Annotated in this window: 26 protein-coding genes and 6 pseudogenes; 20 read left to right on the top strand and 12 right to left on the bottom strand. The window is 44.1% G+C overall.

Annotation, left to right across the window (positions count from 1 at the left end; translation table 11 throughout):
- Window positions 1-36: 36 nt before the first annotated feature.
- On the top strand, window positions 37-1,356 hold the full coding sequence (locus MAE_RS16855) for a four-carbon acid sugar kinase family protein (RefSeq protein WP_012266649.1): 1,320 nt from the start codon (window positions 37-39) through the stop codon (window positions 1,354-1,356).
- Here the strand turns inward: MAE_RS16855 and MAE_RS33455 are convergent.
- Window positions 1,324-1,554: pseudogene (locus MAE_RS33455) on the bottom strand (hypothetical protein). The gene MAE_RS16855 and the pseudogene MAE_RS33455 overlap by 33 nt on opposite strands.
- 367 nt (window positions 1,555-1,921) lie before the next feature.
- On the opposite strand from MAE_RS33455, the gene MAE_RS16850 reads away from it, so the two are divergent.
- From MAE_RS16850 to MAE_RS32465, 3 genes and pseudogenes are all read left to right on the top strand, one after another.
- Window positions 1,922-2,899 carry a hypothetical protein gene (locus MAE_RS16850; protein ID WP_012266647.1) on the top strand — a complete coding sequence of 326 codons (978 nt, stop codon included), beginning with the start codon at window positions 1,922-1,924 and terminating at the stop codon, window positions 2,897-2,899.
- Window positions 2,900-3,290: 391 nt separating this feature from the next.
- Entirely contained in the window at window positions 3,291-4,139 is an 849-nt protein-coding gene (locus MAE_RS30110; RefSeq protein WP_012264307.1) for an IS630-like element ISMae21 family transposase, read from the top strand.
- A 27-nt stretch (window positions 4,140-4,166) separates the two neighbouring features.
- A pseudogene (locus tag MAE_RS32465) lies at window positions 4,167-5,323 on the top strand (IS630-like element ISMae25 family transposase); the annotation flags it as partial.
- Between the two features lie 167 nt (window positions 5,324-5,490).
- Here MAE_RS32465 and MAE_RS16830 read toward each other — a convergent pair.
- The 7 genes from MAE_RS16830 to MAE_RS16805 form a co-directional block, all read right to left on the bottom strand.
- Complete coding sequence (locus MAE_RS16830; protein WP_002733868.1) at window positions 5,491-5,805, bottom strand: HigA family addiction module antitoxin; 315 nt, start codon at window positions 5,803-5,805, stop codon at window positions 5,491-5,493.
- Window positions 5,806-5,821: 16 nt separating this feature from the next.
- Window positions 5,822-6,103: a type II toxin-antitoxin system RelE/ParE family toxin gene (locus tag MAE_RS16825; protein ID WP_002733818.1), complete on the bottom strand. Its 282-nt coding sequence runs from the start codon at window positions 6,101-6,103 to the stop codon at window positions 5,822-5,824.
- Entirely contained in the window at window positions 6,100-6,222 is a 123-nt protein-coding gene (locus MAE_RS35795) for a hypothetical protein (protein WP_269453927.1), read from the bottom strand. The genes MAE_RS16825 and MAE_RS35795 overlap by 4 nt, the downstream gene beginning before the upstream one ends.
- A gap of 223 nt (window positions 6,223-6,445) precedes the next feature.
- On the bottom strand, window positions 6,446-6,889 hold the full coding sequence (locus MAE_RS16820; RefSeq protein WP_002751101.1) for a type II toxin-antitoxin system YhaV family toxin: 444 nt from the start codon (window positions 6,887-6,889) through the stop codon (window positions 6,446-6,448).
- The gene (locus MAE_RS16815) at window positions 6,879-7,199 is read right to left on the bottom strand and encodes a hypothetical protein (protein ID WP_002793380.1); all 321 of its coding nucleotides are present in this window, start codon (window positions 7,197-7,199) and stop codon (window positions 6,879-6,881) included. Before MAE_RS16815 ends, MAE_RS16820 begins: the two co-directional genes overlap by 11 nt.
- An 81-nt stretch (window positions 7,200-7,280) precedes the next feature.
- Window positions 7,281-7,526 (bottom strand): hypothetical protein, encoded by a 246-nt coding sequence (locus tag MAE_RS16810; protein ID WP_197533159.1) that lies wholly within the window; start codon window positions 7,524-7,526, stop codon window positions 7,281-7,283.
- Window positions 7,527-7,621: 95 nt separating this feature from the next.
- On the bottom strand, window positions 7,622-8,131 hold the full coding sequence (locus MAE_RS16805) for a hypothetical protein (protein WP_002797082.1): 510 nt from the start codon (window positions 8,129-8,131) through the stop codon (window positions 7,622-7,624).
- A gap of 177 nt (window positions 8,132-8,308) precedes the next feature.
- Here MAE_RS16805 and MAE_RS16800 point away from each other — a divergent pair, with 177 nt between their 5' ends.
- From MAE_RS16800 to MAE_RS16750, 14 genes and pseudogenes are all read left to right on the top strand, one after another.
- The gene (locus MAE_RS16800) at window positions 8,309-8,659 is read left to right on the top strand and encodes a hypothetical protein (RefSeq protein WP_002797081.1); all 351 of its coding nucleotides are present in this window, start codon (window positions 8,309-8,311) and stop codon (window positions 8,657-8,659) included.
- Between the two features lie 12 nt (window positions 8,660-8,671).
- Window positions 8,672-9,499 (top strand): septum site-determining protein MinC, encoded by an 828-nt coding sequence (gene minC / locus MAE_RS16795; protein ID WP_012266644.1) that lies wholly within the window; start codon window positions 8,672-8,674, stop codon window positions 9,497-9,499.
- Between the two features lie 158 nt (window positions 9,500-9,657).
- Window positions 9,658-10,458 carry a septum site-determining protein MinD gene (gene minD / locus MAE_RS16790; RefSeq protein WP_002797079.1) on the top strand — a complete coding sequence of 267 codons (801 nt, stop codon included), beginning with the start codon at window positions 9,658-9,660 and terminating at the stop codon, window positions 10,456-10,458.
- Window positions 10,459-10,487: 29 nt separating this feature from the next.
- Window positions 10,488-10,775 carry a cell division topological specificity factor MinE gene (gene minE, locus MAE_RS16785; protein ID WP_002797078.1) on the top strand — a complete coding sequence of 96 codons (288 nt, stop codon included), beginning with the start codon at window positions 10,488-10,490 and terminating at the stop codon, window positions 10,773-10,775.
- Complete coding sequence (locus MAE_RS16780; protein WP_002797077.1) at window positions 10,772-10,960, top strand: hypothetical protein; 189 nt, start codon at window positions 10,772-10,774, stop codon at window positions 10,958-10,960. Before minE ends, MAE_RS16780 begins: the two co-directional genes overlap by 4 nt.
- A gap of 307 nt (window positions 10,961-11,267) precedes the next feature.
- Complete coding sequence (gene ppc / locus MAE_RS16775; protein ID WP_012266643.1) at window positions 11,268-14,324, top strand: phosphoenolpyruvate carboxylase; 3,057 nt, start codon at window positions 11,268-11,270, stop codon at window positions 14,322-14,324.
- A 475-nt stretch (window positions 14,325-14,799) separates the two neighbouring features.
- On the top strand, window positions 14,800-16,083 hold the full coding sequence (gene glyA / locus MAE_RS16770; RefSeq protein WP_002797075.1) for a serine hydroxymethyltransferase: 1,284 nt from the start codon (window positions 14,800-14,802) through the stop codon (window positions 16,081-16,083).
- Between the two features lie 78 nt (window positions 16,084-16,161).
- Window positions 16,162-17,226 (top strand): glycosyltransferase family 4 protein, encoded by a 1,065-nt coding sequence (locus MAE_RS16765; protein WP_012266641.1) that lies wholly within the window; start codon window positions 16,162-16,164, stop codon window positions 17,224-17,226.
- Between the two features lie 67 nt (window positions 17,227-17,293).
- On the top strand, window positions 17,294-17,593 hold the full coding sequence (locus MAE_RS16760) for a hypothetical protein (protein ID WP_002761685.1): 300 nt from the start codon (window positions 17,294-17,296) through the stop codon (window positions 17,591-17,593).
- A gap of 105 nt (window positions 17,594-17,698) precedes the next feature.
- Window positions 17,699-17,893: pseudogene (locus tag MAE_RS30100) on the top strand (hypothetical protein).
- A pseudogene (locus MAE_RS35185) lies at window positions 17,875-17,979 on the top strand (DUF4164 domain-containing protein); the annotation flags it as partial. The pseudogenes MAE_RS30100 and MAE_RS35185, both read left to right, overlap by 19 nt.
- Window positions 17,979-18,170, top strand: a complete 192-nt coding sequence (locus MAE_RS33450) for a hypothetical protein (protein WP_012266639.1) — start codon at window positions 17,979-17,981, stop codon at window positions 18,168-18,170. The pseudogene MAE_RS35185 and the gene MAE_RS33450, both read left to right, overlap by 1 nt.
- A 13-nt stretch (window positions 18,171-18,183) precedes the next feature.
- Window positions 18,184-18,390, top strand: a pseudogene (locus tag MAE_RS16755) (DUF4164 domain-containing protein); the annotation flags it as partial.
- An 83-nt stretch (window positions 18,391-18,473) separates the two neighbouring features.
- Window positions 18,474-18,758 (top strand): hypothetical protein, encoded by a 285-nt coding sequence (locus MAE_RS16750; protein ID WP_002764782.1) that lies wholly within the window; start codon window positions 18,474-18,476, stop codon window positions 18,756-18,758.
- Between the two features lie 143 nt (window positions 18,759-18,901).
- On the opposite strand, the gene MAE_RS16745 is transcribed toward MAE_RS16750, so the two are convergent.
- On the bottom strand, window positions 18,902-20,458 hold the full coding sequence (locus tag MAE_RS16745) for an ATP-binding protein (protein WP_012266638.1): 1,557 nt from the start codon (window positions 20,456-20,458) through the stop codon (window positions 18,902-18,904).
- Window positions 20,459-20,528: 70 nt separating this feature from the next.
- Entirely contained in the window at window positions 20,529-20,813 is a 285-nt protein-coding gene (locus MAE_RS16740; RefSeq protein ID WP_002761688.1) for a hypothetical protein, read from the bottom strand.
- A gap of 175 nt (window positions 20,814-20,988) precedes the next feature.
- On the opposite strand from MAE_RS16740, the gene MAE_RS16735 reads away from it, so the two are divergent.
- Entirely contained in the window at window positions 20,989-21,579 is a 591-nt protein-coding gene (locus MAE_RS16735; protein ID WP_012266637.1) for a Uma2 family endonuclease, read from the top strand.
- A 37-nt stretch (window positions 21,580-21,616) separates the two neighbouring features.
- Here MAE_RS16735 and MAE_RS35180 read toward each other — a convergent pair.
- Window positions 21,617-21,751 (bottom strand): annotated as a pseudogene (locus MAE_RS35180) (recombinase family protein); the annotation flags it as partial.
- A gap of 390 nt (window positions 21,752-22,141) precedes the next feature.
- On the opposite strand from MAE_RS35180, the gene MAE_RS16725 reads away from it, so the two are divergent.
- Window positions 22,142-24,769, top strand: coding sequence for a chloride channel protein (locus MAE_RS16725; protein ID WP_012266636.1), 2,628 nt, complete (start codon window positions 22,142-22,144; stop codon window positions 24,767-24,769).
- An 8-nt stretch (window positions 24,770-24,777) separates the two neighbouring features.
- Here MAE_RS16725 and MAE_RS16720 read toward each other — a convergent pair whose 3' ends face one another.
- On the bottom strand, window positions 24,778-25,158 hold the full coding sequence (locus MAE_RS16720; protein ID WP_002761692.1) for a DUF1830 domain-containing protein: 381 nt from the start codon (window positions 25,156-25,158) through the stop codon (window positions 24,778-24,780).
- Window positions 25,159-25,676: the final 518 nt, after the last annotated feature.

The following is a 25,676-nucleotide window of genomic DNA, read 5'->3' as shown; positions in this document are numbered from 1 at the left end:
TGGTTCCTTCGTCCCTCCCATCCTGATAAAAAATATATGAGCAATAATAGACCTAAAATTATAGTCTTAGATGACGACCCGACAGGTTCCCAAACAGTCCATAGTTGTCTGTTATTGATGCGGTGGGATGAAGATACTCTCCGCTTGGGATTGGCAGATAATGCGCCAATTTTCTTTGTTTTGACCAATACTCGCGCTTTAACCCCCGAAAAAGCCGAGTCTGTCACCAGAGAAGTCTGTCATAACCTGAAAACTGCCTTAACTAAAGAGGGAATCGAGGATTTTTTGGTGGTTAGTCGTTCCGATTCTACCCTGCGCGGGCATTATCCGATCGAAACTGATGTTATTGCCGAAGAATTGGGCGGTTTTGATGCACATTTCCTGATTCCAGCCTTTTTTGAGGGAGGTAGAATCACCCGTGATAGTATTCACTATTTAATCATCGATGGCGTTCCCACTCCCGTCCACGAGACGGAATTTGCTCGCGATTCGGTTTTTGCCTACCATTACAGTTATCTGCCGGATTATGTGGAGGAGAAAACGAAAGGTAAAATTAAAGCAGATGATGTGGAAAGATTTTTACTGGCAGATATCCGTCAAGGTAGTTTAGAACGACTGCAAAAGCTCAAAAATAATCAATGTGGGGTGGTAGATGGGGAAACTCAAGCGGATCTCGATCGCTTTGCTGAAGATATTTTAACCGCCGCAGGGGAAGGAAAAAAATTTTTATTCCGTAGTGCCGCCAGTATTTTAACTTCTTTGGCTAATTTAGGAACTCAACCGATCGCACCCGAATCTATGGGTAAGTATAAGCCCACGGGGGAAGCCGGGGCAATTATCGTCGGTTCCCACGTCAAAAAAACTAGCCAACAATTAGATGAACTGCTTCAACAACCCAACACCGTCGGAGTCGAAATCGATGTGACGGCATTGCGCGATCGTCCTGAGCAACGAGATCAACTCCTAGCACAAGCTCTGGAAAAAGTCAAGCTTATTCACAAAAATAAACAAACCCCCGTGATCTATACCAGTCGGCAAGAGTTAACCTTTGCTTCTGTGCAGAAACGCCTTGATTTTGGGGTTGCCGTCTCCACCCTGTTAATGGACATTGTTAAGGGTTTACCCAGTGATATCAGTTTTTTAATCAGTAAAGGCGGAATTACCTCTAATGATGTCTTAAGTACGGGTTTAAGCCTGCAATCGGCCCGTTTACTCGGTCAGATTCTCCCCGGTGTCTCCATGGTCCGTACAGCAGCCGATCATCATCTCTTTCCTAATCTACCTGTGGTTCTTTTCCCGGGTAACGTCGGTGATGTCCGAGCTTTAGCCACAGTTTATCAACGTTTGTGTCAATAGGAGGCAATCAGTAATCAGTGAGCAGATGTGAGTTTTCAGGTTCTTCGTTACTTGGTATGGTTCGATAGGGGGGCATAAATCGACTAAATTCTTATCTGGCAAGAGATTTAATTGATTAGTTCGCTCTAGATCAAAAACAATTGACAAAAATCGCTAAATGCCTTTCTCTATAAGGGTTCCATCTCTTATAACCTCCATTCATTGCATAACACAAACCGAAGAGCCAAATCTCGAATGTAATTTTTCCGTCTTCAAGCTGAGGTGCTTGAGACGCATGACTTCTCGGACTTGTTCTAACAGTCGAGGGTACTGTGCTTCTTCCGTCATCGGCAAATGCGGTAAAATCCACTTGAAGGGAATACCAGACCACCCTCTGCGGTTATTATTCCCTAATTGAGGTGATTAAACCGCACAGTGCGGTATTAGGTATGATTAAGGGGGTGTTAGACCGATGGAGGTGGTATAGTAGGATAGATGAGGGTGCTAGACCGCAGTGAGCGGTATAATTAATAGTTAGCATTTTTAAAAGGAAAATTAGTAGAACAAAGCTCGGAGGGAAGGCGAGATGGCTGACAAAGGACAGAATCCCGAACTCGAAAAGATCGATGAGCGGATACTGGAGCTGATCGAGCGACGCATCGAGGAGAAGGTCATCCAGCGCGTCGAGGCAACCCTGATGTGGCGCTACGGCCTTGCCGGTGTGGCATTTGCCTTTGCCTTGGTCATCGCCGGCCTAGGCTGGAACCAGATCATCACCTCTATGGTAGACGCAAAAATCAAGGAGATCACCGGTCAGGCAGAGGAGAAGAGCGAGCGTATCAATGTAACGCTCGGTATCGCGGAGGAGTTAGCCAAACAGAATGCCGAGTTTATCGCTTCAGCCAAGAAGAAGCTCGCCGAGGTGGGCCCGACTATCGATACTATCAACACATTGGAGACTCGGCAGAAAGCTCTCGACGATCGAACCAAGGCTCTGATCGTGACGGTTGGCGAGAAACCTATCACAACGTTGCTCGATGAAAACATGACAAGGGTTGCCGCCCTCGGCAAGCAGGTCGATCGACTGAGCCAGATCGTCGAGAAGCTACCCGGCACTAGCACGCTGACGGCCAAGGACGGTTCGACGGTGACTAAGGTGCAGACCGATGTTGCGAATCTTGTGCGACGGACGGATGAACAAGTGCGCCAGAGCGCCGAGGCGCAGAAGATGCCCACGGTGTTCATTCAGTTCGCCGGTGCGCCCCGCGAGCAGGCGAAGGCCCTGCGTACCGCTCTCCAAGCCGCCAAATACAATGTGCCTCCCGAGGATCGCGATGGCGGTGCCGCGGGGCTACACGAGGTTCGTTTCTTCAACAATAACGATAATAAGGATGCGTCCGCGGCGGGCAAACTGGCGAAAGATACAACGAATGCCCTGAAACAGCTAGGCTATAAAAATCTGACGGTGCAGACGGCGGACTTTACGAATTTCTCCGGCGTGAAGCCACAGCCCGGTGTGCTGGAACTGTGGATCGAACTGCCCAAGCTACCTCCGAAGTCCTGATGGGGGGCAATGGGTTCGGCAAATCGGCAACTACCCCTTGAGCGGCGGGTGGGTGCTGGTCTAACATTGCGCTGAACCGGAACGGAGCATAGACTACCTGTTGAGTTGCAAAGGTTATCGCTGTCCGGTTAGTGCGATCGCCGCTCTTGTAGGGTGCGTTAACGAAGTGTAACGCACCTAATCTATGGTTATTCAATAATTGATGTAATGGTGGATTACGCTGCGCTAATCCACCCTACTGGACTGTTTCAGCTAAAATAGGGCAATAGCTCGAACAAGCAGAGGACATCAATCATGGGAAGAGGTCGGCGAGATATAGTCATTTCAAATAAGTGTGAGACGAGGGAAAAATAAGGTAAAATCAAGAGAAACGAGCAACCCATACAGAAAAATGTCTTATAGCCTAGACTTGAGAAAAAAAGTAATCGATTATGTAGAGAATGGGGGAAGCATAACCAAAGCCGCCGCTCTATTTAATATAGGAAGAGCGACGATATATAGATGGCTAGGTAGGGAAAAACTGGAAGCAACAAAGGTAAAACACCGTCAGAGAAAGCTGGACTGGAAAGCACTGTCAAAAGATGTCCAAGAAAATCCCGAGGCAAGATTAAGAGACAGAGCCGAGAAATTTGGAGTGAGACCAAGTGCCATTTGCTATGCCTTAAAAAACATGAAAGTTACCAGAAAAAAGAAGGAACTTCGTTATAGAGAAAGAAACCGAGAAGAAAGAATGAAATACTACAGAGTGCTGAGAGAATTGATTAAAATATATGGAAGTGAAAGCCTTGTATTTATTGATGAGTCAGGGTTTGAAGAATTTCAAGCCTGTTTTTATGCTTGGTCAAAAAAAGGGAAGAAAGTCTTTGGAGATAGACAAGGAAAACGAGGAAAAAGAGAGAACCTTGTCGCTGGTAGAAGAAAGGGAAAAAAAGACTTTATTGCACCGATGGTATTTACGAGAAGCCTGAATGCCGAAGGTTTTGAAGGGTGGTTATCTTTATATTTGTTGCCCTCTCTAACCATAACATCAGTATTAATTATGGATAATGCACCAATTCATCGGAAGACAGTCATTAAACAACTGGTAGAGGAAGCAGGTCATCAGGTCGTGTTTTTGCCAAAATACTCTCCTGATTTAAATGATATCGAACATGATTTTAGTGCATTAAAGAGGGCAAGAATGTATGCTCCTGTGGGGACACCCCTTGATGAAATTATTCGTACTTATTGTGTCGCCTAGTGTCTCGTTCTTATTTGAAATAACTATAAAGTCAATCTAACAGGGGAACAAAGAGAAAACCTCGAACAAATCAGTCGTAATGGCTATGCACCAGCTAAAAAAATTCTCCACGCTCGGATTTTGCTGATGTGTGACGAGGGAGAACAGGCGAAAAGGAAATGGACAGATGAAGAAATAGGCGAAGCTTTAGAAGTTCATAGAAATACAGTGGGACGTATTCGTCAAAGATTTCTTCAAAAAGGCGAAAAACCAGCATTAGAACGGAAATCGAGAAAAACTCCCCCCACTCCGGCAAAAGTTGATGGAGCCGCCGCCGCCCAAATCATTGCCCTGTGCTGTTCGGAGCCACCATCTGGCCGAGCCGAGTGGACAATCCGACTATTAACCTCGGAACTCAAACAAAGACAAATTATCACCGAGATTTCCAGTCCAACGGTGTGGCGTACTCTAAAAAAAACCAATTACGCCCTTGGAAAACCCAAAGATACTGTATTCCGGAACAGGATTTAGCCCGATTTGTTGCCCAGATGGAAGTTGTCCTTGACCTGTATGGCACTCAGCCATCGGAAGAAGAACCGTTAATCGCGATGGATGAAGCATCAAAGCAACTACTTGGAGAAGTTTACCCTCCGATACCCATGCAACCTGGACAAGATAAAAAAGAAGACTATCACTATAGTCGTGAAGGGGTTCAAGCCTTGTTCATGTTTTTTGACCCCCATCGAGGATGGAGACGGGTGAGTAACCGAGATAGTCGAACCCGAATAGATTGGGCAGAAGAAATTCGTCAATTATTGGATGTGGACTATCCAAAGGCTCGAAAAGTCAAGCTCGTCTGTGATAATCTCAACACTCATAACATAGCCTCGCTTTATGAAGCATTTCCAGCACCCGTTGCTCATCGTTTAGCTAGAAGACTGGAAATTTATTACACACCTCGTAATGGTAGCTGGTTAAATGTAGCCGAAACTGAACTAAGCGTCTTATCGAGGCAATGTTTAGATAGAAGGATTTCTAGCAAGGAAGAACTGAAAAGGGAGATAGAAACCTGGCAAAAAGAACGTAATCAGACTGCATCTACAGTAATATGGACGTTTACGACCAGCGATGCTAGGGTCAAGCTGAAACATCTTTATCCTGTGTTTGAGGAGGAGGAATCGGGAGAATCTATTGCACCAAATTAGCTGAAACAGTCCACTACTGGACTGTTTCAACTAAAATAGGGCAATAGATTTCGGCTTAAAATCTTAGATTATAGAATTTATAGCATTTTTCTAATACACCAAATTAGCTGAAACAGTCCACTACGGGGGGTTAAAATTATTATTCTTCCCCTATTTTTTCGGTTATGCTACAGTGCTTGTGAAGCAGCATAGACTTTTACTTCCTTCTCTAAACGTTCTCTGAGCCTATCTTTTTCTACTTCAATATCATACCTTGTTTGAAGATTCATCCAGAACCTTTCAGACATACCAAAATAACGAGAAAGCCTTAAGGCAATATCGGCAGTAATTCCTCGCTTTTCCTCGATAATTTCCTTGATTTGCTCTATTGGTACATTAAGATCTTCTGCCAAACGTTCTTGGCTAATTTCCATCGGTTTGAGAAATTCTTCTAACAGAATCTCACCAGGATGAATGGGAGCTAATAATTTTTTCTCAGTCATGATTATTGAGTAACAATTAATGATAATCGACTATTTCTACATTGTAGGCGTTGCCATTTTTCCAAATAAAACAGATCCGCCACTGATCGTTAATTCGGATACTATGCTGATTTTTTCTATCTCCTGAGAGTTTTTCCAACCGATTAGATGGAGGAATGTATAAATCCTGTAAAGTTTCGGCCGCGTCTAAAACTTCTAGCTTTCTCCGAGCATTTCGTTGAATATCTTGAGGTAATTTTCGTGAAAATTTACGTTTGAATACCTGCTCTGTCTCCTTAGATGCAAAACTCTTAATCATAAATAATTAGGGTTCTTCGTTACTTGGTATGGTTCGATATGGGGGCATAAATCGACTAAATCCTTATCTGGCAAGAGATTTAATTGATTAGTTCGCTCCAGATCGCAAACAATTGACAAAAATTGCGGTAATGTCTGTTTCTATAAGGGTTTCATCCCTTATAACCCCCGTCCATTGCATAACACAAACCGAAGAACCATAATTAGGAAAATGCACTACTATCATATCATCTTAGTGCGATCATCGATCTCATGCTAATGTTAGATCGCAATCTTTCTGTGGAGGCGCAGTTGAAAGTGTATCTGTGGGTTACGATCGCTTTTTCAACCACCTTATCACTAGCTAATCTTCTTGGCTATCAAGGATTAAAGCGTCAAGAGAATTGGGAAAATCACCTCGCTCAACCATTTTTGTGAAGGCTTTATAACAATCATTTTTATCCCCTTGTTTGCGAGGATAGCCTAGCCATAAAACAAAAATAGCTTTATACTCCTCGGTTTGTATAGCCCGAAAGAATAAGCGATAACGGTCAGGTAGTCCCATCTTTTTGACTCTTCCGTAATGCTTGAGCGCCCCAGTCAGAGCAAAATGGGAAGCAAAAGGGTCGAGAGGGATTTTTTCTTTAATGGCGACCATAATCGCCCTGTAGAGTTTGACTGTAGAATGAGTACGGTATGCTTCTGTTGGCAAGGTGTTTTTTAGTTTACGAACCTCAACTTGTAAATCGCGGCGTTGTTGCCCAAAAAGTCTTTTAATAAAGTAGATTCGCCAACCGTTAACTATCAAGTTCTACTCCTGTCATCAACTCTTCATCGACCGCTGCCATCGCTTCCGTATAAGCTTCTAACTCAGCATCAGGATTTAATAGGGCTTGCTTGGTCAGAAAATCTAAAAATAAACTCATCATCAGTTCATCTTCCTCCTGTTCTACAGATTGAGGCTGTAAGCGGACTAATAAGGTATCAGGGCTGATAACTTCAACAGCACCTTTAGCTTCCTTAAACTGGGGATTATCCTTAAAAAAACTGGCACTCAGACGGAAACCTGAAGCATTGCCTATTCTAGCCCAGGTTAGATTGTATTGTTTGTTACTCATGATTTTAGGCAAAGTTTACTACATATCATGTTATTACATAATTTAATAACATACAAGGTTGCCCAGTTTCTCTACCGCGTTTTAACTGAACTTACCCCATACATATATACTATAGGGGAGCGCGCCGAGAAAGCCATCGAGTAAAACTAGCGGATTTCGATTTAACAACGCGTAATGAAAAAAGTTCCGATTTTTGCCGTGGTGTACCGCAGCGTGAAACTTGCCGAAAACGTGTTCTGGAACATGGTAGAGAAACGTAGAAATTAAATCACCGAGTAGCAAGAGCGCTAGGGTGATCAGGATGGCTTTTAGTATAAGTAGTATCAAAATTTTCCCCTTAATTTTTCCGCTCGATCGTGTTTTGCAATTTACTATAAAAGAGAAAGTTAAATTTTTCTTTATGATTAAGTTAATTTTTAAAATCACGCCTTATATGAGTTGCCCAAAGGGTTGAACAGGAGTCTGCTCAAAGGATGGACACAAAGTCCCTCAACTTTCTTTCTGAGCAATCGCTCCAAGTTGCGTCCTGTATTCTGCACCTCATTGAAAACCCCCTCAATCCGTTCTCGAAAATGTTGAAGAAGTCGCTCAAAGACGGGAGAAGTTTGTTGATGTTGATTGACTCTCTTAGCTGTAGAGACTCGATTACCTGTGGTTCTTGATATCTCAGTCTGCCAATCAGTACCAATAAACCCCTTGTCGGCTAGGATATTGTTGCCTTGAATGAACTGCAATACGGATTCTGCTGCGGGAGCGTTCGTCAGTATGAGCAGGGACGAGGGAATAAACCAAAAGGTCAACATTTCACTATCACTGAAACTAGGCTCAGGTCCAGGCAGCATGGGAGTCAAGCGATATCCCTGTTCTTGATACCAGTCATCCACCAGGACATAAATAATAGTCAAGAGGGTGGGAGCATCTATCCTATTCATGGGAGGCCTCATGCTTTGGAGTGATTACCTTTATCGTGATGCCTCCCTTTGATTTTACAAACCTCTCTATCTCACATCAGCCGTAATTCCTAATTCATAATTCCTAATTCCCACTGCTGCCGGCTGCTCAAGGTTCATAATTAAAGAAACATCTATACTGATAGCCAGTTAATTTTTATGAAAACTGTTGCCGATACGGACTTGCAAAGGCTAGAAGACTTAATTATCAACGGACAAAAAGCGATCGAGACTCGTTTCACGGCGATCGAGACTCGTTTCACGGCGATCGAGAATAATATCGTCGAAATTAAGGCTGATATTAAGGAAATCAAGCAAGATGTTAAATCCCTAGAGATAGGACAGGCCAAATTAACCGAAAGAGTCGAAGGGATGGATAATCGCCTCAAAATAGTTGAGGGCAGTCAAAAAAATCAAATTTGGGCATTGATAACCATTTTAGGGGGTTCACTGATTACCGCTTCCGTCGGTTTGCTGATCGCTATTTTACGCTTTGTCTTGTTTAAGTAAAAAATTATGGCTATGGATGAAACTAAAACCGAAATAAATCAAGAAATCGACTCAGAAACCGAAAAAATTGCGCCATCAGCCTCGGTAATGTCGAGATACGCCCAAATCCACTTAAAAAGTGAGGGCGATAAATTGCTGCTAATTTTGCCCAAAACCGGTGCCGGGGAGACAAGTCAGGATTGGACAGATATCTTGACAGGATTAAAATATTATCTCCGTAATAGCGGCCAAAACTGCCCCGCTAGAACACCAGTACACCTACAGGCCAACGATCGCCTGATGGATACGCGCCAACTACAAGCGATCGCCACAATTTTAGACAGTGCCGAATTACCCCTGCATACCATCCAAACCCAAAGAAGACAAACCGCAGTAGCAGCGGCAACCATGGGTTACAATGTCGAACAAATGCGCTCGAGTCCCACGGTTTTCGGGGACGAGCAACCGCTACCATCCCTCCTCGCCGAACCTTTGTACTTAAAAACTACCCTGCGATCGGGTGTAGAAATCCGTCACCCGGGCACAGTTATAGTCATGGGCGATGTCAACCCCGGCGGATCGATCGTCGCTGATGGCGATATATTGGTTTGGGGGGGTTTACGCGGTGTGGCCCATGCTGGATTCCGCGGCGATCGAGCAGCGGTAATTATGGCCCTGCGAATCGACTTAACTCAACTGAGGATCGCTGAATTAGTGGCACGCACCCCGGCTTTGAATAGCGATCGCATGGAACCAGAAATTGCCTGTATCAGCGAAGGAGGAATCCGCATCATTGGGGCTTATAATTTTTCCAGAACCTACACCTTTAAAGATAAAGTTGGATGGGTCGAAAAAAAGTGAGCAGTGACCAGTAAACAGTGATCAGTAAACAGTAAAAATAGGGATTAACTGCGTTGAAATGAAAAACTCTATCAAACCAATAACTGATAACTGATAACTGATAGCTGATAACTGATAACTGATAACTGATAACCGGTAACTGATAACTGATATAAATTATGGCTCGTGTAATTGTGGTGACATCGGGAAAGGGAGGAGTTGGTAAAACGACAGTAACGGCGAACTTAGGTTCAGCCTTATCTCAATTAGGCTGTCGAGTCGCCCTTGTCGATGCTGATTTCGGACTGAGAAATCTCGATTTATTGTTAGGATTAGAACAGCGTATCGTTTATACTGCGCTCGATGTGGTGGCGGGAGATTGTAGCCTTGATAAAGCTTTAGTTAAGGATAAAAGACAGGAAAATCTGGTCTTATTACCGGCGGCACAAAATCGCACCAAAGAGGCGATTACTGCCGATCAAATGAAGGATTTAGTCGCCCAATTGTCAAAAAGTTACGACTATGTATTGATTGATTGCCCGGCAGGAATTGAAATGGGTTTTCGCAATGCGATCGCCGCTGCTGAAGAAGCGATCATCGTTACTACTCCGGAAATGTCGGCGGTGAGAGATGCCGATCGCGTGGTGGGATTACTAGAAAGCGAAGATATTAAGAGTATCCGTCTGATTGTCAACCGGCTGCGGCCAGAAATGATCCAACTGAATCAGATGATCAGCGTCGAGGACATTCTCGACTTATTGGTAATTCCCCTGTTGGGGATTATTCCCGACGATCAAAGAATTATTATTTCCACTAATAAAGGAGAACCATTAGTATTAGAGGAGAAGACTTCTCTCCCCTCTATGGCCTTTAGAAACATTGCCCAGCGTTTACAGGGTCGCGATGTGCCGTTTCTAGATTTAATGGCCGGTCAGGAAGGGTTTCTCACTCGTCTGCGTCGTCGCTTATTTGGGCCTTAAACTCTCTCATCTCAACCTCTTAACCTACTATGAATGACCTGATCGATAAACTTCTAGCATGGCGCGGTTCGGGCAAAAGTGGCGACCAAGCTAAAAAACGCTTAAAACTTATTCTGGCCCATGATCGCGCCGATCTTAGTCCCGAACTTCTTAGTATGATGCGTCAAGAAATCTTAGAAGTGGTCGGTCGTTATCTTGATATCGACACCGAGGAAACCGAGTTACTCTTAGAAAGTGACCAACGGACTACAGCCCTGATTGCTAATTTTCCGATTCGTCGGATCAAACGCCGTCCTTTAACCGAGAAATTGCCATGAAAACTCAACCGATCGAGCTTTGGCTTAGTCTAGCGGTCAGTCCCTTTCTTTTATCCTACTTGGGACTACGTTCTATGAATAATTGGTTGATAGAAGTCGGGAAAGACAGCGAGGAAATCTTTCGGGGCGATCGCTTGCCGCTGCTCAATATTCCCGATCAGTTACCGGTCAACAGTGACCAATAATCCAAGAAAAAAGTCCTTTTGACCCCTGAAAAGAGGCAAAAATAGTGAAATTTTTGTTAAAAATAGGAAAAAATGTGATTCTTTGGGATATAATCTCATTTTTGACAAACCCTAAGAACTAATCATTTCAACAAAGTACATCCCGATATATCAGGGAACAGGGGATAGGGATTTAGGGAGATCGGGATTTAGGGAGATCGGGAAATTTCAGCTAAATTCCCCACTGCCCCACTACCCCAACACCCAACACCCCACCCCCCACTCCTAACTCCTAACTCCTATCTCCTTTTCACTTTTTACTGAAATTATGAGCGTCCTTGTCTCCTCGACCGAAACCGAACAGGATATTTTCAGCACTTCCAACCTGTTTCTGCAGCAAAGACTGAAATTAATCGAAGATTTATGGAAAGAAGTCTTAGTCTCCGAATGTGGTCAAGAATTAGTCGATTTACTGGAATTACTGCGCCATCTCTGTTCTGAGGAAGGACAAGTGACCGATGATAGTCCAGAAGCAACGATCGCCAAAATGATCGAAGACTTGGAACTAGGGGAAGCGATCAAAGTTACCCGCGCTTTTGCCCTCTATTTCCAGTTAATAAATATAATCGAACAACACTACGAACAAAGGGATCAGCAACTACTGCGACGGACGGTGATCGGGGAAGAAAACGAAAGTCCCAAGGCTGACCCAACGCAAAAAAGCCTTTTAGCCACCATTGTCGGGGCCGATTGGCTAGAAAAAACCCTGAACGAGTCCGATCACTCCGGCCCAAAATCGGGACTATTTCACTGGTTATTTCCCTATCTCAAACAGGTTAACGTCCCTCCCCAAGAAATTCAGCGTCTTCTCGATCAGTTAGATATTCGTCTGGTTTTCACGGCTCACCCCACGGAAATTGTCCGTCATACCATTCGCATTAAACAGCGCCGTATCTCAGGCATTCTCGAAAAACTTGACCAAGCAGAAGAAATCTTTCGCAGTATGGGGTTAACTAACTCCAGAGAAGCACAAACAGTCACCAAACAGTTAAAAGAAGAAATACGTTTTTGGTGGCGAACAGATGAACTACACCAATTTAAACCCACCGTCGTCGATGAAGTGGATTATGCCCTGCACTACTTCGATGAAGTTCTCTTTGATTCCCTACCCCAGTTAACCCTGCGTCTGCAGCAAAGCCTACAATCCTCCTTTCCCCGTTTACAAGCGCCGAAAAATAACTTCTGTCGCTTCGGTTCTTGGGTCGGGGGAGATCGGGATGGCAATCCCTCCGTTACCCCCGAAGTCACCTGGAAAACCTGCTGTTATCAGCGCAATCTCGTTATTAAAAAATATCTCGATGCTATTCGCGACCTGACCAGTATTTTAAGTGCCTCCCTGCACTGGTGTCACGTCTTGCCGGAGTTGCTGGACTCCCTGGACAGAGATAAACAGCAAATGCCCGAAATCTATAGCCAGTTAGCAATTCGCTACCGTCAGGAACCCTATCGCCTCAAATTGGCCTTTATTCAAAAACGTCTGGAAAATACGCGTGATCGCAATGATCGCCTCAATGACCCGGAAGAACGACAATTATTAACTAAACTCAACGAAACCAACATCTATCGCTCCGGTTCCGAGTTTTTAGCCGAATTACAGCTATTAAAGCGCAGTCTCTTTCAAACCGGTCTTTCTTGTCAAGAACTCGATCGACTGATCGCCCAAGTAGAGATTTTTGGCTTTGTCCTGACTCAGTTAGATTTTCGGCAAGAATCCACCCGTCACGCCGAATGTATCGAAGAAATCGCTCAATATCTCGGAGTTTTACCGAAACCCTATGGCAAATTAACCGAATCAGAAAAAATCGCCTGGTTAGTGGCGGAATTAAAAACCCGTCGGCCCCTAATTCCCCGGGAAATGCCCTTTTCGGAAAGAACCTGCGAAACCATTGAAACCCTGCGAGTTTTAAGAAGTCTGCAAGGGGAATTTGGTCTGGAAATCTGCCAAACCTACATTATCAGCATGACCAACGAGGCCAGCGATGTGCTAGAAGTGCTGTTATTAGCCCAAGAAGCCGGTTTATACGACCCCGCCACTAGCCGCAGTTCCCTGCGCATCGTTCCCCTCTTTGAAACCGTCGATGACCTCAAACACGCCCCCGGCATCATGCAGACTTTGTTTGAATTGCCCCTCTATCGGGCAACCCTAGCTGGCGGTTACGACCATTTAGCGGCTTTAAACGGGGAGGACGTGACCCCGGAACCGGCCATCTTGGAACCGAGTAATTTACAGGAGATTATGGTGGGTTACTCCGATAGTAACAAGGATTCTGGCTTTTTGAGCAGTAATTGGGAAATTCATAAGGCCCAGAAGGCTTTACAAAAAACCGCTAAACAATACGGCGTGAATCTACGTCTTTTTCATGGCCGGGGCGGTTCCGTCGGTCGGGGTGGTGGACCGGCCTACGCCGCTATCCTCGCCCAACCCCGGGGAACGATTAACGGTCGCATTAAAATCACCGAACAAGGCGAGGTTTTAGCCTCGAAATACTCTTTACCAGAATTGGCCTTGTATAACCTCGAAACGGCCGTAACGGCAGTCATACAGGCAAGTTTACTGGGCAGTGGTTTTGATGATCTCGAACCCTGGAATCGCATCATGGAGGAGTTAGCCACCCGTTCACGGCAAACCTATCGCAGTTTGATTTATGAAGAACCGGACTTTTTAGACTTCTTCCTGTCCGTAACTCCCATTCCTGAAATTAGTCTTTTACAGATTAGTTCCCGACCAGCGCGCCGGAAAAGTGGTCAACAGGATTTAAGTACCCTGCGGGCAATTCCCTGGGTATTTAGTTGGACCCAAACCCGTTTTCTTTTACCGGCTTGGTATGGTTTAGGGACAGCTTTACAGATGTTTCTCGATGATTCTCCTAGCAGAAATTTGGAATTGTTACGCCATTTTTATCACAAGTGGCCTTTCTTCCAGATGGTGATTTCTAAGGCAGACATGACTCTATCGAAGGTGGACCTACAGATGGCCTATCACTACGTCAGTGAACTTTCTAAACAGGAAGATCGAGAACGTTTTCAACGTCTGTTTGAAAGGATCAAAGAGGAATATAATCGCACTAGCGAGATTGTTCTCCAGATCACCGGCGAGAAACATTTATTGGATAATGATCCGAATTTACAGCGCTCGGTGCAGTTACGCAACGGTTCGATCGTTCCCCTCGGTTTCCTACAGGTGTCTCTCCTCAAGCGTTTACGTCAATACAACAGTCAAGCTCAATCCGGTGTGATTCATTTCCGCTATTCTAAAGAGGAGTTATTAAGGGGTGCTTTAATGACGATTAATGGTATTGCCGCAGGGATGAGAAATACCGGTTGATTACAGATAATTAATGGTAATTTTCGGGGGGGTTATCTTGAAGGTAATCCACCCTCTTTTTGGGATTTGTCAACTTTTTGTATAATTTCTACTGAGTTGTTATTTTTAAAGGGAAAATTACTGCTAAAATTGGGCATTTGAGTAACGCACAGAAAACGGGTTTCTCCGAGAAACCCGTTTTCTACTCATGCACTCATGCAAAAAGGGGAATAAATAATCAGTCTTTAATAACCAGATTTAGTATTACTTCCGATTTTATTACTCAATCCCCACCGGGAAGGATTCTACTGGTTAATATTACTATTATCTATTAACTAAAAATGAAGATTTTACTGCTAACAGTTGACAATTGATGAGCGATCCCGAAGAGAGGCAATTAAGCTCACTGGTGTGTCGGAAGATTAGAGATTGTGCCAAAATGGAGAAAGTGACCCAATGATTACAGGTAAATTGTTAAAGAAAGGATCGAGTAACCGTGACTGATACGAACTTAGATATACTATCCCTGACGGATCCAGCGATCGCAGGGATTCTGCAAAAAGAACTGCAACGTCAAAGAGATCACCTAGAATTAATCGCTAGTGAAAACTTTACCTCCGCTGCCGTCATGGCCGCCCAGGGTTCGGTTTTAACCAACAAATACGCCGAAGGACTGCCAAAAAAACGCTACTATGGCGGTTGCGAATACATTGACGAAGCGGAACAATTAGCGATCGATCGGGTTAAACGACTATTTGGGGCAAACCACGCTAACGTACAACCCCACTCCGGCGCCCAAGCTAATTTCGCCGTTTTCCTGACCCTCTTGCAGCCCGGCGATACGATTATGGGTATGGATCTCTCCCACGGGGGTCATCTTACCCACGGTTCCCCCGTTAACGTTTCTGGGAAATGGTTCCGAGTAGTACAGTACGGAGTAAGTCCCGAAAGCGAACGCCTGGACTACGATCTCATCCTTGACATCGCCCGCAAGGAAAAACCCAAACTAATTATCTGCGGTTATTCTGCCTACTCGCGCCAGATTGATTTCGAGAAATTCCGCGCCATCGCTGACGAAGTGGGGGCCTATCTGATGGCAGATATCGCCCATATTGCCGGTTTAGTGGCTACTGGTCATCATCCTAACCCCCTACCCCACTGTGATGTGGTCACCACCACCACTCACAAAACCCTGCGCGGTCCTAGGGGGGGGTTAATTATGACCAAAGACGAGGAATTAGGTAAAAAATTCGATAAATCCGTCTTCCCCGGTACCCAAGGCGGGCCCCTAGAACACGTGGTCGCGGCGAAAGCGGTGGCTTTTGGGGAGGCCCTGAAACCAGAGTTTAAAATCTATTCGGGCCAAGTAATCGCTAATGCCCAAGCTTTGGCCGGTCAGTTGAAAGCTAGAGGGATTAAAATTGTCACCGATGGTACGGATAATCACTTGATGTTACTCGATTTAAGATCCGTGGGCATGACCGGGAAAGAAGCCGATCGCTTGGTCAGTACCATCAATATTACCGCTAATAAAAACACTGTTCCCTTCGATCCCGAGTCTCCCTTTGTCACCAGTGGTCTGCGCTTGGGTTCCCCGGCTATGACCACCAGAGGACTAGGAGAAACGGAATTTATCGAGATTGGCAACATTATCGCCGATATTCTCCTTAATCCAGGTGATGAAGCCCTGAGAACTGCTTGCCGTCAACGGGTAGCCAAACTCTGTGAAAGCTTCCCCCTCTATCCCCATCTCCATATTTCCGTCCCCGCCTTGGCCTAAAACGAGAGATAATAAAAACTCATAATTGGCGATTGTTCTTTGGTCGTCAATTGTGAATTAAATCGCCCCCCAATTCCCATGTCTGGAGATTTATACTATCTAATTGCTTTTCTGATCGCCCATACAGTGGTACTTTGGAGTACCCCCCTCGTCAAAACCGTCGGACTGAAAAGCGGTTACGTCGATAAACCCAACCCAAGGAAGGTCCATGAAAAGCCTATGGTTCGACTGGGGGGAGTTTCGATTTTTGTCGGCGCTTTAACTGCCCTCCTGATCGTTTGGTGGTTGGGAGGGTTTGCCGGTTTAAACAGCGATCGAGAATGGGAAGTGTGGGGCGTAACCCTAGGCGGTTTGGGCTTTTTCCTCATCGGTCTAGCGGATGATCTTTTTAATCTTTCGCCCCTCAATCGTCTGGTAATGCAGTTTAGCGTCGCTTTTCTAGCTTGGCAAGCTGGGGTGAGGATCGATTTCCTCTCTATTCCCTTCGGCGATTTATTACAAATTCATTGGCTAAGTTTGCCAGTTACTCTCCTCTGGTTAGTGGGGATGGCTAACGCAATTAACTGGATTGACGGTTTAGATGGATTAGCGGCGGGAGTTTCCGGTATATCTGCCGTGGTTATTTTGATTGTAACTTTGGTGATGGGACAACCGGCCGCCGCTATTATCGCCGCCGCTTTAGCGGGTGGGGCCCTGGGTTTTCTGCGTTACAATTTTAACCCCGCCCAAATTTTTATGGGGGATGGTGGGGCCTATTTTATGGGTTTTACCCTCGCGGGTGTGGCGGTGATTGGATTGGCTAAAACTACTGCTGTGACTACTGTTGCCGTTACCGCCGTCCTATTACCCTATCTCATCCTCGCGGTTCCTCTCCTCGATATGTCAACGGTGATTATTTCCCGTCTCAAACGCGGAAAATCCCCTTTTGTGGCTGATAAACGTCATTTACACCATCGTTTACTAAAAGCGGGTATCTCTCACCGTCTGACAGTATTATTTATCTACGCCCTAACTCTCTGGGTGGGCAGTTTAGCCCTCGGTTTCTCCAATGTTCCCAGTGGTTGGGGTTTTGCCTTTGGTGCAACTCTCCTCCTCGGTTACGTCGGTTGGCAAGTCTGGCGCAATCGTGGCAGTGAACCGTAAGCCATCTTAAACTAGAAAAAAGATTAATAATTAAGATAGCGGCAGGATAACTCTGAGAGTTTAGCAAATGTCTAACGAAACCGTAACTTATTCCCTTGAAACGGTCCTCAAGGAAATCAAAGACAGCATCAAGGAAGTCAACCACAAAGCTGATAGAATCGAGCAACGTCTGACAAAATTAGAAATCGGACAGGCAGAACTTAAAGGAGAAATTAAAGCTTTAGATGAGCGACTAAGCACAAAAATTGACGGATTGACCGCTAGAGTTGCCTATCAAGAGTTTACTAATCGAGGCATTTTGATCGCCCTTGTTGTTGCTATTTTAGGAGGAGCAGCTAAACTTTTTGGATTTATTGGCAACCCCTAGAAGTTGCCCTTAGCATCATAAATTTTTCCTATCTTATTTGGCTCTTCGGTAATTGTTATGCAATGGACGGGGGTTATAAGGGATGGAACCCTTATATAGAAAGGCATTTAGCGATTTTTGTCAATTGTTTTTTATCTAGAGCGAACTAATCAATTAAGTCTCTTGCCAGATAAGGATTTAGTCGATTTATGCCCCCCTATCGAACCATACCAAGTAACGAAGAACCTCTTATTTTTTCAGCAAGCCCTAATTAAAGTTATCAAAAGTAGGAGTTTAGCACAATGTCTAACGAAACCGTAACTTATTCCCTTGAAACGGTCCTGACAAGGATTGAGGGAAAAATCGACTCTTTACAAAGAGATGTTAATGAGCGTCTAACTAGGGTTTGCTGAAAAAGCTTTTCGGTGGTGGCAGGGTGTGGGGTGTGGGGTGTGGGGTGTGGGGTTTTACCAGTTTTGAGGTGGTCAACTACCTAATTTTCAGGGAAAAAGTACCTGAATTTTCCCCCGATCCCCGCAATGGCTGGCACTTTTTGAGGGGAAAAAAGTCCAAAAGTCTTATCCAACAAGGTTTTTAGATTTATTCAGCAGACCCTAACTAAGCTAGAGATAGGACAATCAGAAATAAAAGGGGATATTAAAGCCCTAGATTCTAAAGTTATGGAAATAGAAAAGCGTATTGACGACCTGAATGTACGGGTGAATATTAGCAATAATGGGTTTCTTGGCATTGTCGAAATTTTGGTGACAGGAATACTAGGTATTCTGGGAAAAATCGTCTTTTTTCCTAATCCCTAAAAGTTATCCTTAGTCTTGCATATCGGCAATTTTGATGCCTTGTCGATTAGAGAAAAAATCAGCAAAAGTAGGAGTTTAGCAAAATGTCTAACGAAACCGTAACTTATTCCCTAGAAGCAGTCCTGACAAGGATTGAGGGAAAAATCGACTCTTTACAAAGAGATGTTAATAAGCTAGAGATAGGACAATCAGAAATAAGAGGGGATATTAAAGCCCTAGATTCTAAAGTTATGGAAATAGAAAAGCGTATTGACGACCTGAATGCACGGGTTAATATTACTACTAATGGGTTTCTTGGCATTGTCGGAATTTTGGTGACAGGAATACTAGGCATTCTGGGAAAAATCGTCTTTTTCCCTAATCCCTAAAAGTTATCCCTAATGGTAATTCGTACAGATTTGTTTACTCTACAATTTTCAAGGATACAGATAAAAACAATCTGCAAAAATCCCTCTTTCCTTTCTCCTCTCTGCGACTGTAGCGCCTCTGCGTGAAACAAAAAATATAACAATCATGCCCTAATCACAGTAATTCTATATTGATTTTCTGTCACCACAACTTCAGTGGATAATCTTTCTTCCATTGGTAAAGCATTTTTCCTCCTATCAAAGATAAATAACCAACCAAAATCTAAACCCAAACGCCCTAAATAAGACTCTAATTGTTCGATCCCATCAGCTTGAGGATCGCGCTTTTTATCCCGCCATACTTTTAATTCAATCTCTAAAATTACATCTTTATAACTCAGACATAAATCCATTCTATCGCTACCAATTGCATATTCCCTTTCTAAAACTCCCCCACCATTAACCACGCGATGTAAAAAAGCCATTAATACAATATGTGGAGCGATTTCATGATATACCGTACTACCTAATAATGGTTCGACCTGTTGTCGCCAAAATTTGAGAAATGCTGTTAATAAAGCATCTATATTTAATTCACCTTTTGCTGTCAACCAACTAGGACTAATTAAAGGTAAACTGTCCTGAGTTCCTTGTACTAAAACACGGGGAATAACTTCACGATAAATAGGGTTTGAAATAACTAATCCCCCCATCGGATCACGTCGTAATAATCCTAAATCTATTAAATATTGGCGATCATCTGCTAGGGTATCTGGTAATGTTTGCCCTGCTAAAATTGGTTCAATAATGTTTTTAACTCGTTTTTCTCTGAGTCTTTCTGCTAAACTATCTAAATGAGTATCCTGACGAGCAATTAATATTTCCTTAGCTTGTAAAATGGTTTCTTCGGTAATAGCAATACTTCTATCTTTTACCATTTTTTCTACAATTTCTTTAGCTAAAGCATTGACTAACCAAGGTTGTCCTTGGGTTAAATCATAAGCTGTTTCTATTGCTTCTGGTGTAAAAATTTGTCCAGTTGCTGCTGTATGCTGTTGATATAATTCTCCTACTTCTGCAAGATTAAAGTTTCGCATAGTCAGAGAAGCAACTTTTATATTAAAAGGACTAGATGTATTTAATCTATCACTACCACCAGATGCTACTTTATAATCTCTCACATCTCGTAAACCAATTAATCCTACTGAGGTCGGAAAATTTTCAGGACGATTAGGAAAACCATCTCTTAACTGTCGTAAAACTGATATTAATGTTTGGTCTTGTAAAGAATCAATTTCATCTATAAATAATACTAAAGGGCGGTTTAAGGATGTTGCCCAATCTGATAAAAAAGCCTTAATTCTGCTTCCTGGTTCTTCCTGTCGCCATTGTTTAACAGGTGGTTGTAATTCTTTAGGTAAGCGGATATCTATGGTATCATACCAAGTTCCTAAAATTGCTAATTCTGCGGCAGTAGGATCATGATTAAATGCACTTCCTACTTCTACAGATACCATGACTGCGGCATAATTTCCTCTATCGGTAAGTTGTTTTGCTAGGGATAACATGGCTGTGGTTTTCCCTGTTTGTCGTGGTGCGTGAAGGACAAAATAACTTTCTTGTTCAATTAGCTCCTCTAAATCTGGTAATCGTACTGTGGGAGAGAGCATATAGTGGATATCGTCTTTACAGGGACCGGCAATATTAAACCAGCGAGTCATAGAATTTTGGTAATGAGTGAACAATTTAAGTTTACACTATCTATAATTATGTTGGTATCAAGCAAGATTTTCACAGGTTATGTTTCTCCTTTAAATATTCCCATTTAGCTTGATCTGGATCAAAATCAGGAGGTGCAGGTTGGGTTTTCTCAAACCAGTTTTGCAAAACCTTGATTTTAGTTGGTCTTTTTGGTGTTTCTGGTGCTGGTTCAGTGGTTGGGGTTGTGGTATGATCAAGGGTGTCTGTGGCTGCCCAAACTACAATTTCCACGTTTCTGGGGGGTAAATTCAGGGGTTGGGTAATCAGCAAGTTACCAGATTGATCAATTTTTCCTTTGAGTTTGTATGCTTGCATGATGTTTTTTTAGGACTTACGCAAGACGTGGCTGAACGCCTTATTCTTGCGTAGGGGTAATTCATGAATTACCCCTACTTTCGGTCTTTTTTGCGTAAGTCCTGTTTTTATGATAATCTATTTTTAGATGATATCATATTGATAAAAATTCACTCTCTAAATTTGGGTTTAAATTATGATAACTACACTCATTGAACGGGAAGCAGAACCAATTTTAATTAGTGACCTAACCTGGAGAGAATTTAAAGCTGTTGAACAGCTAATTGAGCGCCCAGGGTTAAGGTTATCTTTTTTAGATGGAGTTTTGGAGATTAGAAAAATGCCAGGGAAAAAACAGGAAACTATCAAAAAACGTATTGCTTCTTTAGTAGAAATTTATTTAGAATTTTTGGAATTAGATTTTACTCCTACTGGTTCTGTCACCCTAGAAAATGAATTTGAAAAGGTTAAAAAAGAAGGTGATGAATCTTATGAATTGGGAGCAAATAGAAAACATCCTGATTTAGTGATTGAGGTGGTTGTTAGTAGTGGAGGAATTAATAAACTGGAAGCATACAAACGGTTACAAATTCCTGAAGTTTGGTTTTGGACGAATGATGAGTTATTGTTTTATAGTTTAGGAAATGAGGGATATGAAGCTGTTAGTAAATCGCAACTTTTACCGAGTTTAGATGTAGGTTTATTGATGCGTTGTATTAATACAGAAAATCATGCTCAAGCACTGCGGGAATTTAGAGCAGGGATAAAAATTATTGAACCAACATAATTGGGGTCAACTAGAATTTTGGCTAATTGTTGGCGATTATCCCACTGCCTACTTCTTCGACAACTTTGTAGATTTTGTGGCCTCTAGCAACAGCATAATCTTTTAATCGGTCAGCTTGTCTATCTAGATTGTCTTTATTTTCGGCGCTGGAAACTCTTGCATAAGTGCCAGCTATCAAGTCGGGTTTTGAATGGTTGTCATCCGTTATGATAATTGTACCAGAAGGCAATTGATAGCCTGTTAAATTCCCTTGTTTCCACCACCTCCAAGCCGTTCGATAACTTATTCCTGTTTTTTTTGCCTAGTCTGATAGTTTCCTGTCCACATATTGCCATGCTTGACTATATCTGATTATATTTCTCTTGAAACTTTAAAATACCCTCCGCTCAAAGACAGGGACAACCTTTGATCCTAGCCCATCGATAGAAAAACTACTATTAGGGCCACTGGTAGCAACAAGGTGAACGGTGACAGAACTTAACGGCCTATGATTAAAGAAACGAGGAATCAGAACCCTAAATAAATCCTCGCTCCGCCATTGCCTTGATTCTCCCTGATAATTATGGGACTTTTTGCCCGTCACCAAAACCTCCGTCAGTGGTTTAAATCCCAACACTTCGGACGTAGCGCAACCGATAGTCGCTATGCTTTACTGGTAGCCTGTTTAATCGGAATTCTCTCCGCCCTTGCCGCTATTATCCTGAAATTGGGTATCGGTTGGTTAGGTGGTTGGCGGGTGCATCTAGTAGCCAATTCCTCTCCTTTCCTAGTTTTGCCCCTCGGCGGTTTTCTGCTCGGTTACAGTGCCGGTTGGATTGTCGAACACTTCTCCCCCGCGGCCGCCGGGGGTGGTATTCCCCAAGTAAAAGCGGCCTTAGCTAAATATCCTTTGCCCCTGTCTTGGCGGGTCGCCCTAGTAAAAATGATCGGGGCGATCCTGATCCTTGGCGGTGGTTTAACCCTTGGTCGTCGCGCCCCTACGGTACACATCGGAGCAGCCCTAGCGGCCCAATTAAGCGTCTGGCTGCCCACCAGTCCCGATCACCGTCGTCAGATGATCGCAGCCGGGGCAGCCGCGGGGTTAGCCGCCGGTTTTACTACTCCCATCGCCGGCGTCCTCTTTGTGATCGAGGAATTAATGCGCGATGTCTCCAGTATGACCCTAGAAACGGCGATTGTGGCTTCCTTTACCGGGGCCGTGGTTTCGATGATGCTGCAGAATACCCCCTCGATCATCACTGAATATGCCAATATTAGCTTCTCTGCCCAAGAAATACCCATTTATTGCCTTTTGGGGGTTTTAGCGGGCTTATTGGGGGCTTTATTCAATCAAGGCATCCTTTTTTGTAGCCAGCTGCAGCGGCGTTGGCGGTTATCTCTGGCTTGGCGCATCGGTCTGGTCAGCTGGTTATCGGGAACGGTAGTGGCCTTTTTACCCGACTTTTTTCGGGATAATACGGGTTTACGCGAATTTTTGCTGGCAGGGGAATTAAGTTGGCAGAATACCGCCCTCGCTTTTGTGGTCTATTTTTTCCTGACGATGATCTCCTATAGTTCCGGCGCTCCGGGAGGACTCCTCGCCCCCGCTTTGGTGTTGGGATCCTGCTTGGGGTTTCTGGTGGGGGGAATCGAGACGAAAATGATGGGTTTCGGCAGCGAACCTAGTTATACTTTAGCCGGTATGGGGGCTTTTTTTACGGGAGTAGTCAGGGTTCCGGTAACGGCGATCGTGATTGTCTTTGAACTGCATCGCAATTTTAATATTGTGCTGCCCCTGATGTTGACCTGTGCCGTTTCTTATATCACTGCCGAAAGCATTCACCCCGGTTCCCTCTATCAGCATTTACTTTCCGCTAGTGGTATTATTCTCAACGAAGAAACCCCTTCTAATGATGTGTTGGCCCATCTGTCGGCTATGGATGTGATGCAATCGCAGGTGGAAATTCTGCCGGCGGATTTACCCCTGGGGGAAGTGGTGAAAATTATGTCCCGTTCCCATCATCGCGGTTTTCCCGTGGTGGAACAGGGGCGACTATTGGGGATTTTTACCCAAAGTGATCTGGATAAATGGCGATCAAAAAACAGTCAAACAGTCCTACGGGAGATCATGACTCCCAATCCGATTACTGTGGCCCCCCAGGCAGCTTTAACCGATGTTTTATTTCTCTTAAATCGCTATCAGCTTTCCCGTTTACCCGTTACCGACGGTCAAAAACTGGTGGGGATCATCACCCGCACCGATATTATTCGGGTGGAAGCCGATCAATTGGGGGGAGTTTGTCAACTGCCCCAACCCAGTACCCCTTCCTATGTGGTTTATCAAACTCGTTCCCCAGCTGTGGGAATAGGCCGGATTTTATTACCTATTGCCAATCCTGACACCGCTACTGCTTTGTTTAAAATTGCTGCTGCGATCGCCAGTGAACGCAATTATGAGATAGATTGTCTCTATGTGATTACTGTGCCTCGTCTTAGTTCTCCGGCGGAAGTAAAGGTAGATACACGGGAAGGACGCAAATTACTTCATCGTCTGGAAAGATTAGCCCGACAGCAGCATATCTCTGTTCATACACAAATTTCTGTGGCTCAGGATATCGCCGACGGGATTTTAGCCACGATTCGCGAACGACACAGCAATTTATTAATTATGGGTTGGACGGGGGAAAAATCCACTACTGGGGCGATTTTCGGGTTTTCAGTCGATACTTTGATCGCTGAGGCTCCCTGTGAAACCATCTTGGTAAAATTGGGGACAAAGGATTGTTTTCCCAACGATCTTAATCGGGAAAGGATTTGGCTGATTCCCACTGCCGGAGGTCCCAATGCTCAACGAGCTTTAGCATTATTGCCTAGTTTGCTGTCTTTGTCCGAGTCTTCGGATCATCCCGAACTTTGGTTATGTAAAATTTATTCTCCGACGGAGTTACTGCCAGATCTGTCCACTTTGGAAGTTTTACAAGCATCTTTACAAAAAGCGATCGCACAGCCAGTCGTGCCTTTACCGATTCGTTCGGCCTCTCCGGCCGAGGCGGTAATTAATCTGGTAGAATCGGAAGATTGTTCCTTGGTGCTTTTGGGTGCATCTAGAGAGAGTCTGCTCAATCAGTTATTAAATGGCAATATCCCCTCGACGATTGCCCGTGCCGTTAATTGCACTGTGATTCTCGTGCGAGGGGAATTATCAGATTAGTTGATTAGCTAGGCGGAAGCTAAACTTAAACCGAAGGGTACGGTATTGTCAATTTTCGCCCCTTGACTTTCCTCTAGGGAATGGGGGTAGAATATTTCCCCCTCTAGTTGACCATCGGAGTCATCGTCATCCCCATCGCTGATATAAAGGCGTTCACAGGGGATGTTATCGGAAAGGATGGCACTGGCCATCATCCCCGTATGAATCTCTAAGAAAGCATCCGCTAGGGTCTCAAATACTAAACGCTGCCCGGGGAAAACCACCCTTTCAAAATACCAGTTAGCAATATTGGTGATGCGAACAATTTGAATATGACTGGTCGCATTGACATAGCAACAAAGAATACTATTTTTCTTGCCGTTGGGGAGGGGATCGAGAATCTGTGCCATAGCAATTGGGGTGATCTTAAAGTGGGTTTGTCATCGCTCCTTCACCCTAACATCCTTTGATCCCCGATAGTTGTAAAGATGATTACATTACTCTGATAAAAATCTACCCATCGCTCTTTCTGGTGATAGAAAGCGGTTTTTATTAAAAAATCATTAAATTTAACTAATGCCTAGTTTTGGCTATTTGTCAAGGGGGGAACCCCGTTTTTTTTGCTGTTTTTCTTGATTTTTTGCTGGGCTATTTATCGCTCAATTTTGTTAACGGTTTCAGGATTATAAAAACCGAGGTAATTTTTGTCAAGTTAGATACCGCTTGCTCATGGTCTCCTCCATCTGGTTGACTAAAAAGGGTCGGCCTGTGGTTAGACTGATAGGTTTGACAGTGCTGGGGAGAATAATCCCTCGATTGTTCGGGGTTTCTCCGCAAATTTCCCCGGAGAATCCCCGTCTTTTGCAAGCGGGGAAATGTCAACTCATCAATCTTGGGACTCTATCAATCAATTTTCCCAGTCGAAGCG

The organism is Microcystis aeruginosa NIES-843, assembly GCF_000010625.1.
Classification (GTDB): domain Bacteria; phylum Cyanobacteriota; class Cyanobacteriia; order Cyanobacteriales; family Microcystaceae; genus Microcystis; species Microcystis aeruginosa.
This window is presented reverse-complemented; position numbering and strand designations above follow the sequence as displayed.

What these genes read in the sequence shown, in the direction of transcription:
- MAE_RS16815 (WP_002793380.1), bottom strand. Translation starts at nt 7,199, where the DNA reads ATGAGTAACAAACAATACAATCTAACCTGGGCTAGAATAGGCAATGCT.
- MAE_RS16725 (WP_012266636.1), top strand. Translation starts at nt 22,142, where the DNA reads ATGGGACTTTTTGCCCGTCACCAAAACCTCCGTCAGTGGTTTAAATCC.
- MAE_RS16805 (WP_002797082.1), bottom strand. Translation starts at nt 8,131, where the DNA reads ATGAATAGGATAGATGCTCCCACCCTCTTGACTATTATTTATGTCCTG.
- minC (WP_012266644.1), top strand. Translation starts at nt 8,672, where the DNA reads ATGGATGAAACTAAAACCGAAATAAATCAAGAAATCGACTCAGAAACC.
- MAE_RS16855 (WP_012266649.1), top strand. Translation starts at nt 37, where the DNA reads ATGAGCAATAATAGACCTAAAATTATAGTCTTAGATGACGACCCGACA.
- MAE_RS16740 (WP_002761688.1), bottom strand. Translation starts at nt 20,813, where the DNA reads ATGCAAGCATACAAACTCAAAGGAAAAATTGATCAATCTGGTAACTTG.
- minE (WP_002797078.1), top strand. Translation starts at nt 10,488, where the DNA reads ATGAATGACCTGATCGATAAACTTCTAGCATGGCGCGGTTCGGGCAAA.
- MAE_RS16850 (WP_012266647.1), top strand. Translation starts at nt 1,922, where the DNA reads ATGGCTGACAAAGGACAGAATCCCGAACTCGAAAAGATCGATGAGCGG.
- ppc (WP_012266643.1), top strand. Translation starts at nt 11,268, where the DNA reads ATGAGCGTCCTTGTCTCCTCGACCGAAACCGAACAGGATATTTTCAGC.
- MAE_RS16760 (WP_002761685.1), top strand. Translation starts at nt 17,294, where the DNA reads ATGTCTAACGAAACCGTAACTTATTCCCTTGAAACGGTCCTCAAGGAA.
- MAE_RS16825 (WP_002733818.1), bottom strand. Translation starts at nt 6,103, where the DNA reads ATGATTAAGAGTTTTGCATCTAAGGAGACAGAGCAGGTATTCAAACGT.
- minD (WP_002797079.1), top strand. Translation starts at nt 9,658, where the DNA reads ATGGCTCGTGTAATTGTGGTGACATCGGGAAAGGGAGGAGTTGGTAAA.
- MAE_RS16765 (WP_012266641.1), top strand. Translation starts at nt 16,162, where the DNA reads ATGTCTGGAGATTTATACTATCTAATTGCTTTTCTGATCGCCCATACA.
- MAE_RS16745 (WP_012266638.1), bottom strand. Translation starts at nt 20,458, where the DNA reads ATGACTCGCTGGTTTAATATTGCCGGTCCCTGTAAAGACGATATCCAC.
- MAE_RS16800 (WP_002797081.1), top strand. Translation starts at nt 8,309, where the DNA reads ATGAAAACTGTTGCCGATACGGACTTGCAAAGGCTAGAAGACTTAATT.
- MAE_RS30110 (WP_012264307.1), top strand. Translation starts at nt 3,291, where the DNA reads ATGTCTTATAGCCTAGACTTGAGAAAAAAAGTAATCGATTATGTAGAG.
- MAE_RS16735 (WP_012266637.1), top strand. Translation starts at nt 20,989, where the DNA reads ATGATAACTACACTCATTGAACGGGAAGCAGAACCAATTTTAATTAGT.
- MAE_RS16750 (WP_002764782.1), top strand. Translation starts at nt 18,474, where the DNA reads ATGTCTAACGAAACCGTAACTTATTCCCTAGAAGCAGTCCTGACAAGG.
- MAE_RS16720 (WP_002761692.1), bottom strand. Translation starts at nt 25,158, where the DNA reads ATGGCACAGATTCTCGATCCCCTCCCCAACGGCAAGAAAAATAGTATT.
- MAE_RS16830 (WP_002733868.1), bottom strand. Translation starts at nt 5,805, where the DNA reads ATGACTGAGAAAAAATTATTAGCTCCCATTCATCCTGGTGAGATTCTG.
- MAE_RS16780 (WP_002797077.1), top strand. Translation starts at nt 10,772, where the DNA reads ATGAAAACTCAACCGATCGAGCTTTGGCTTAGTCTAGCGGTCAGTCCC.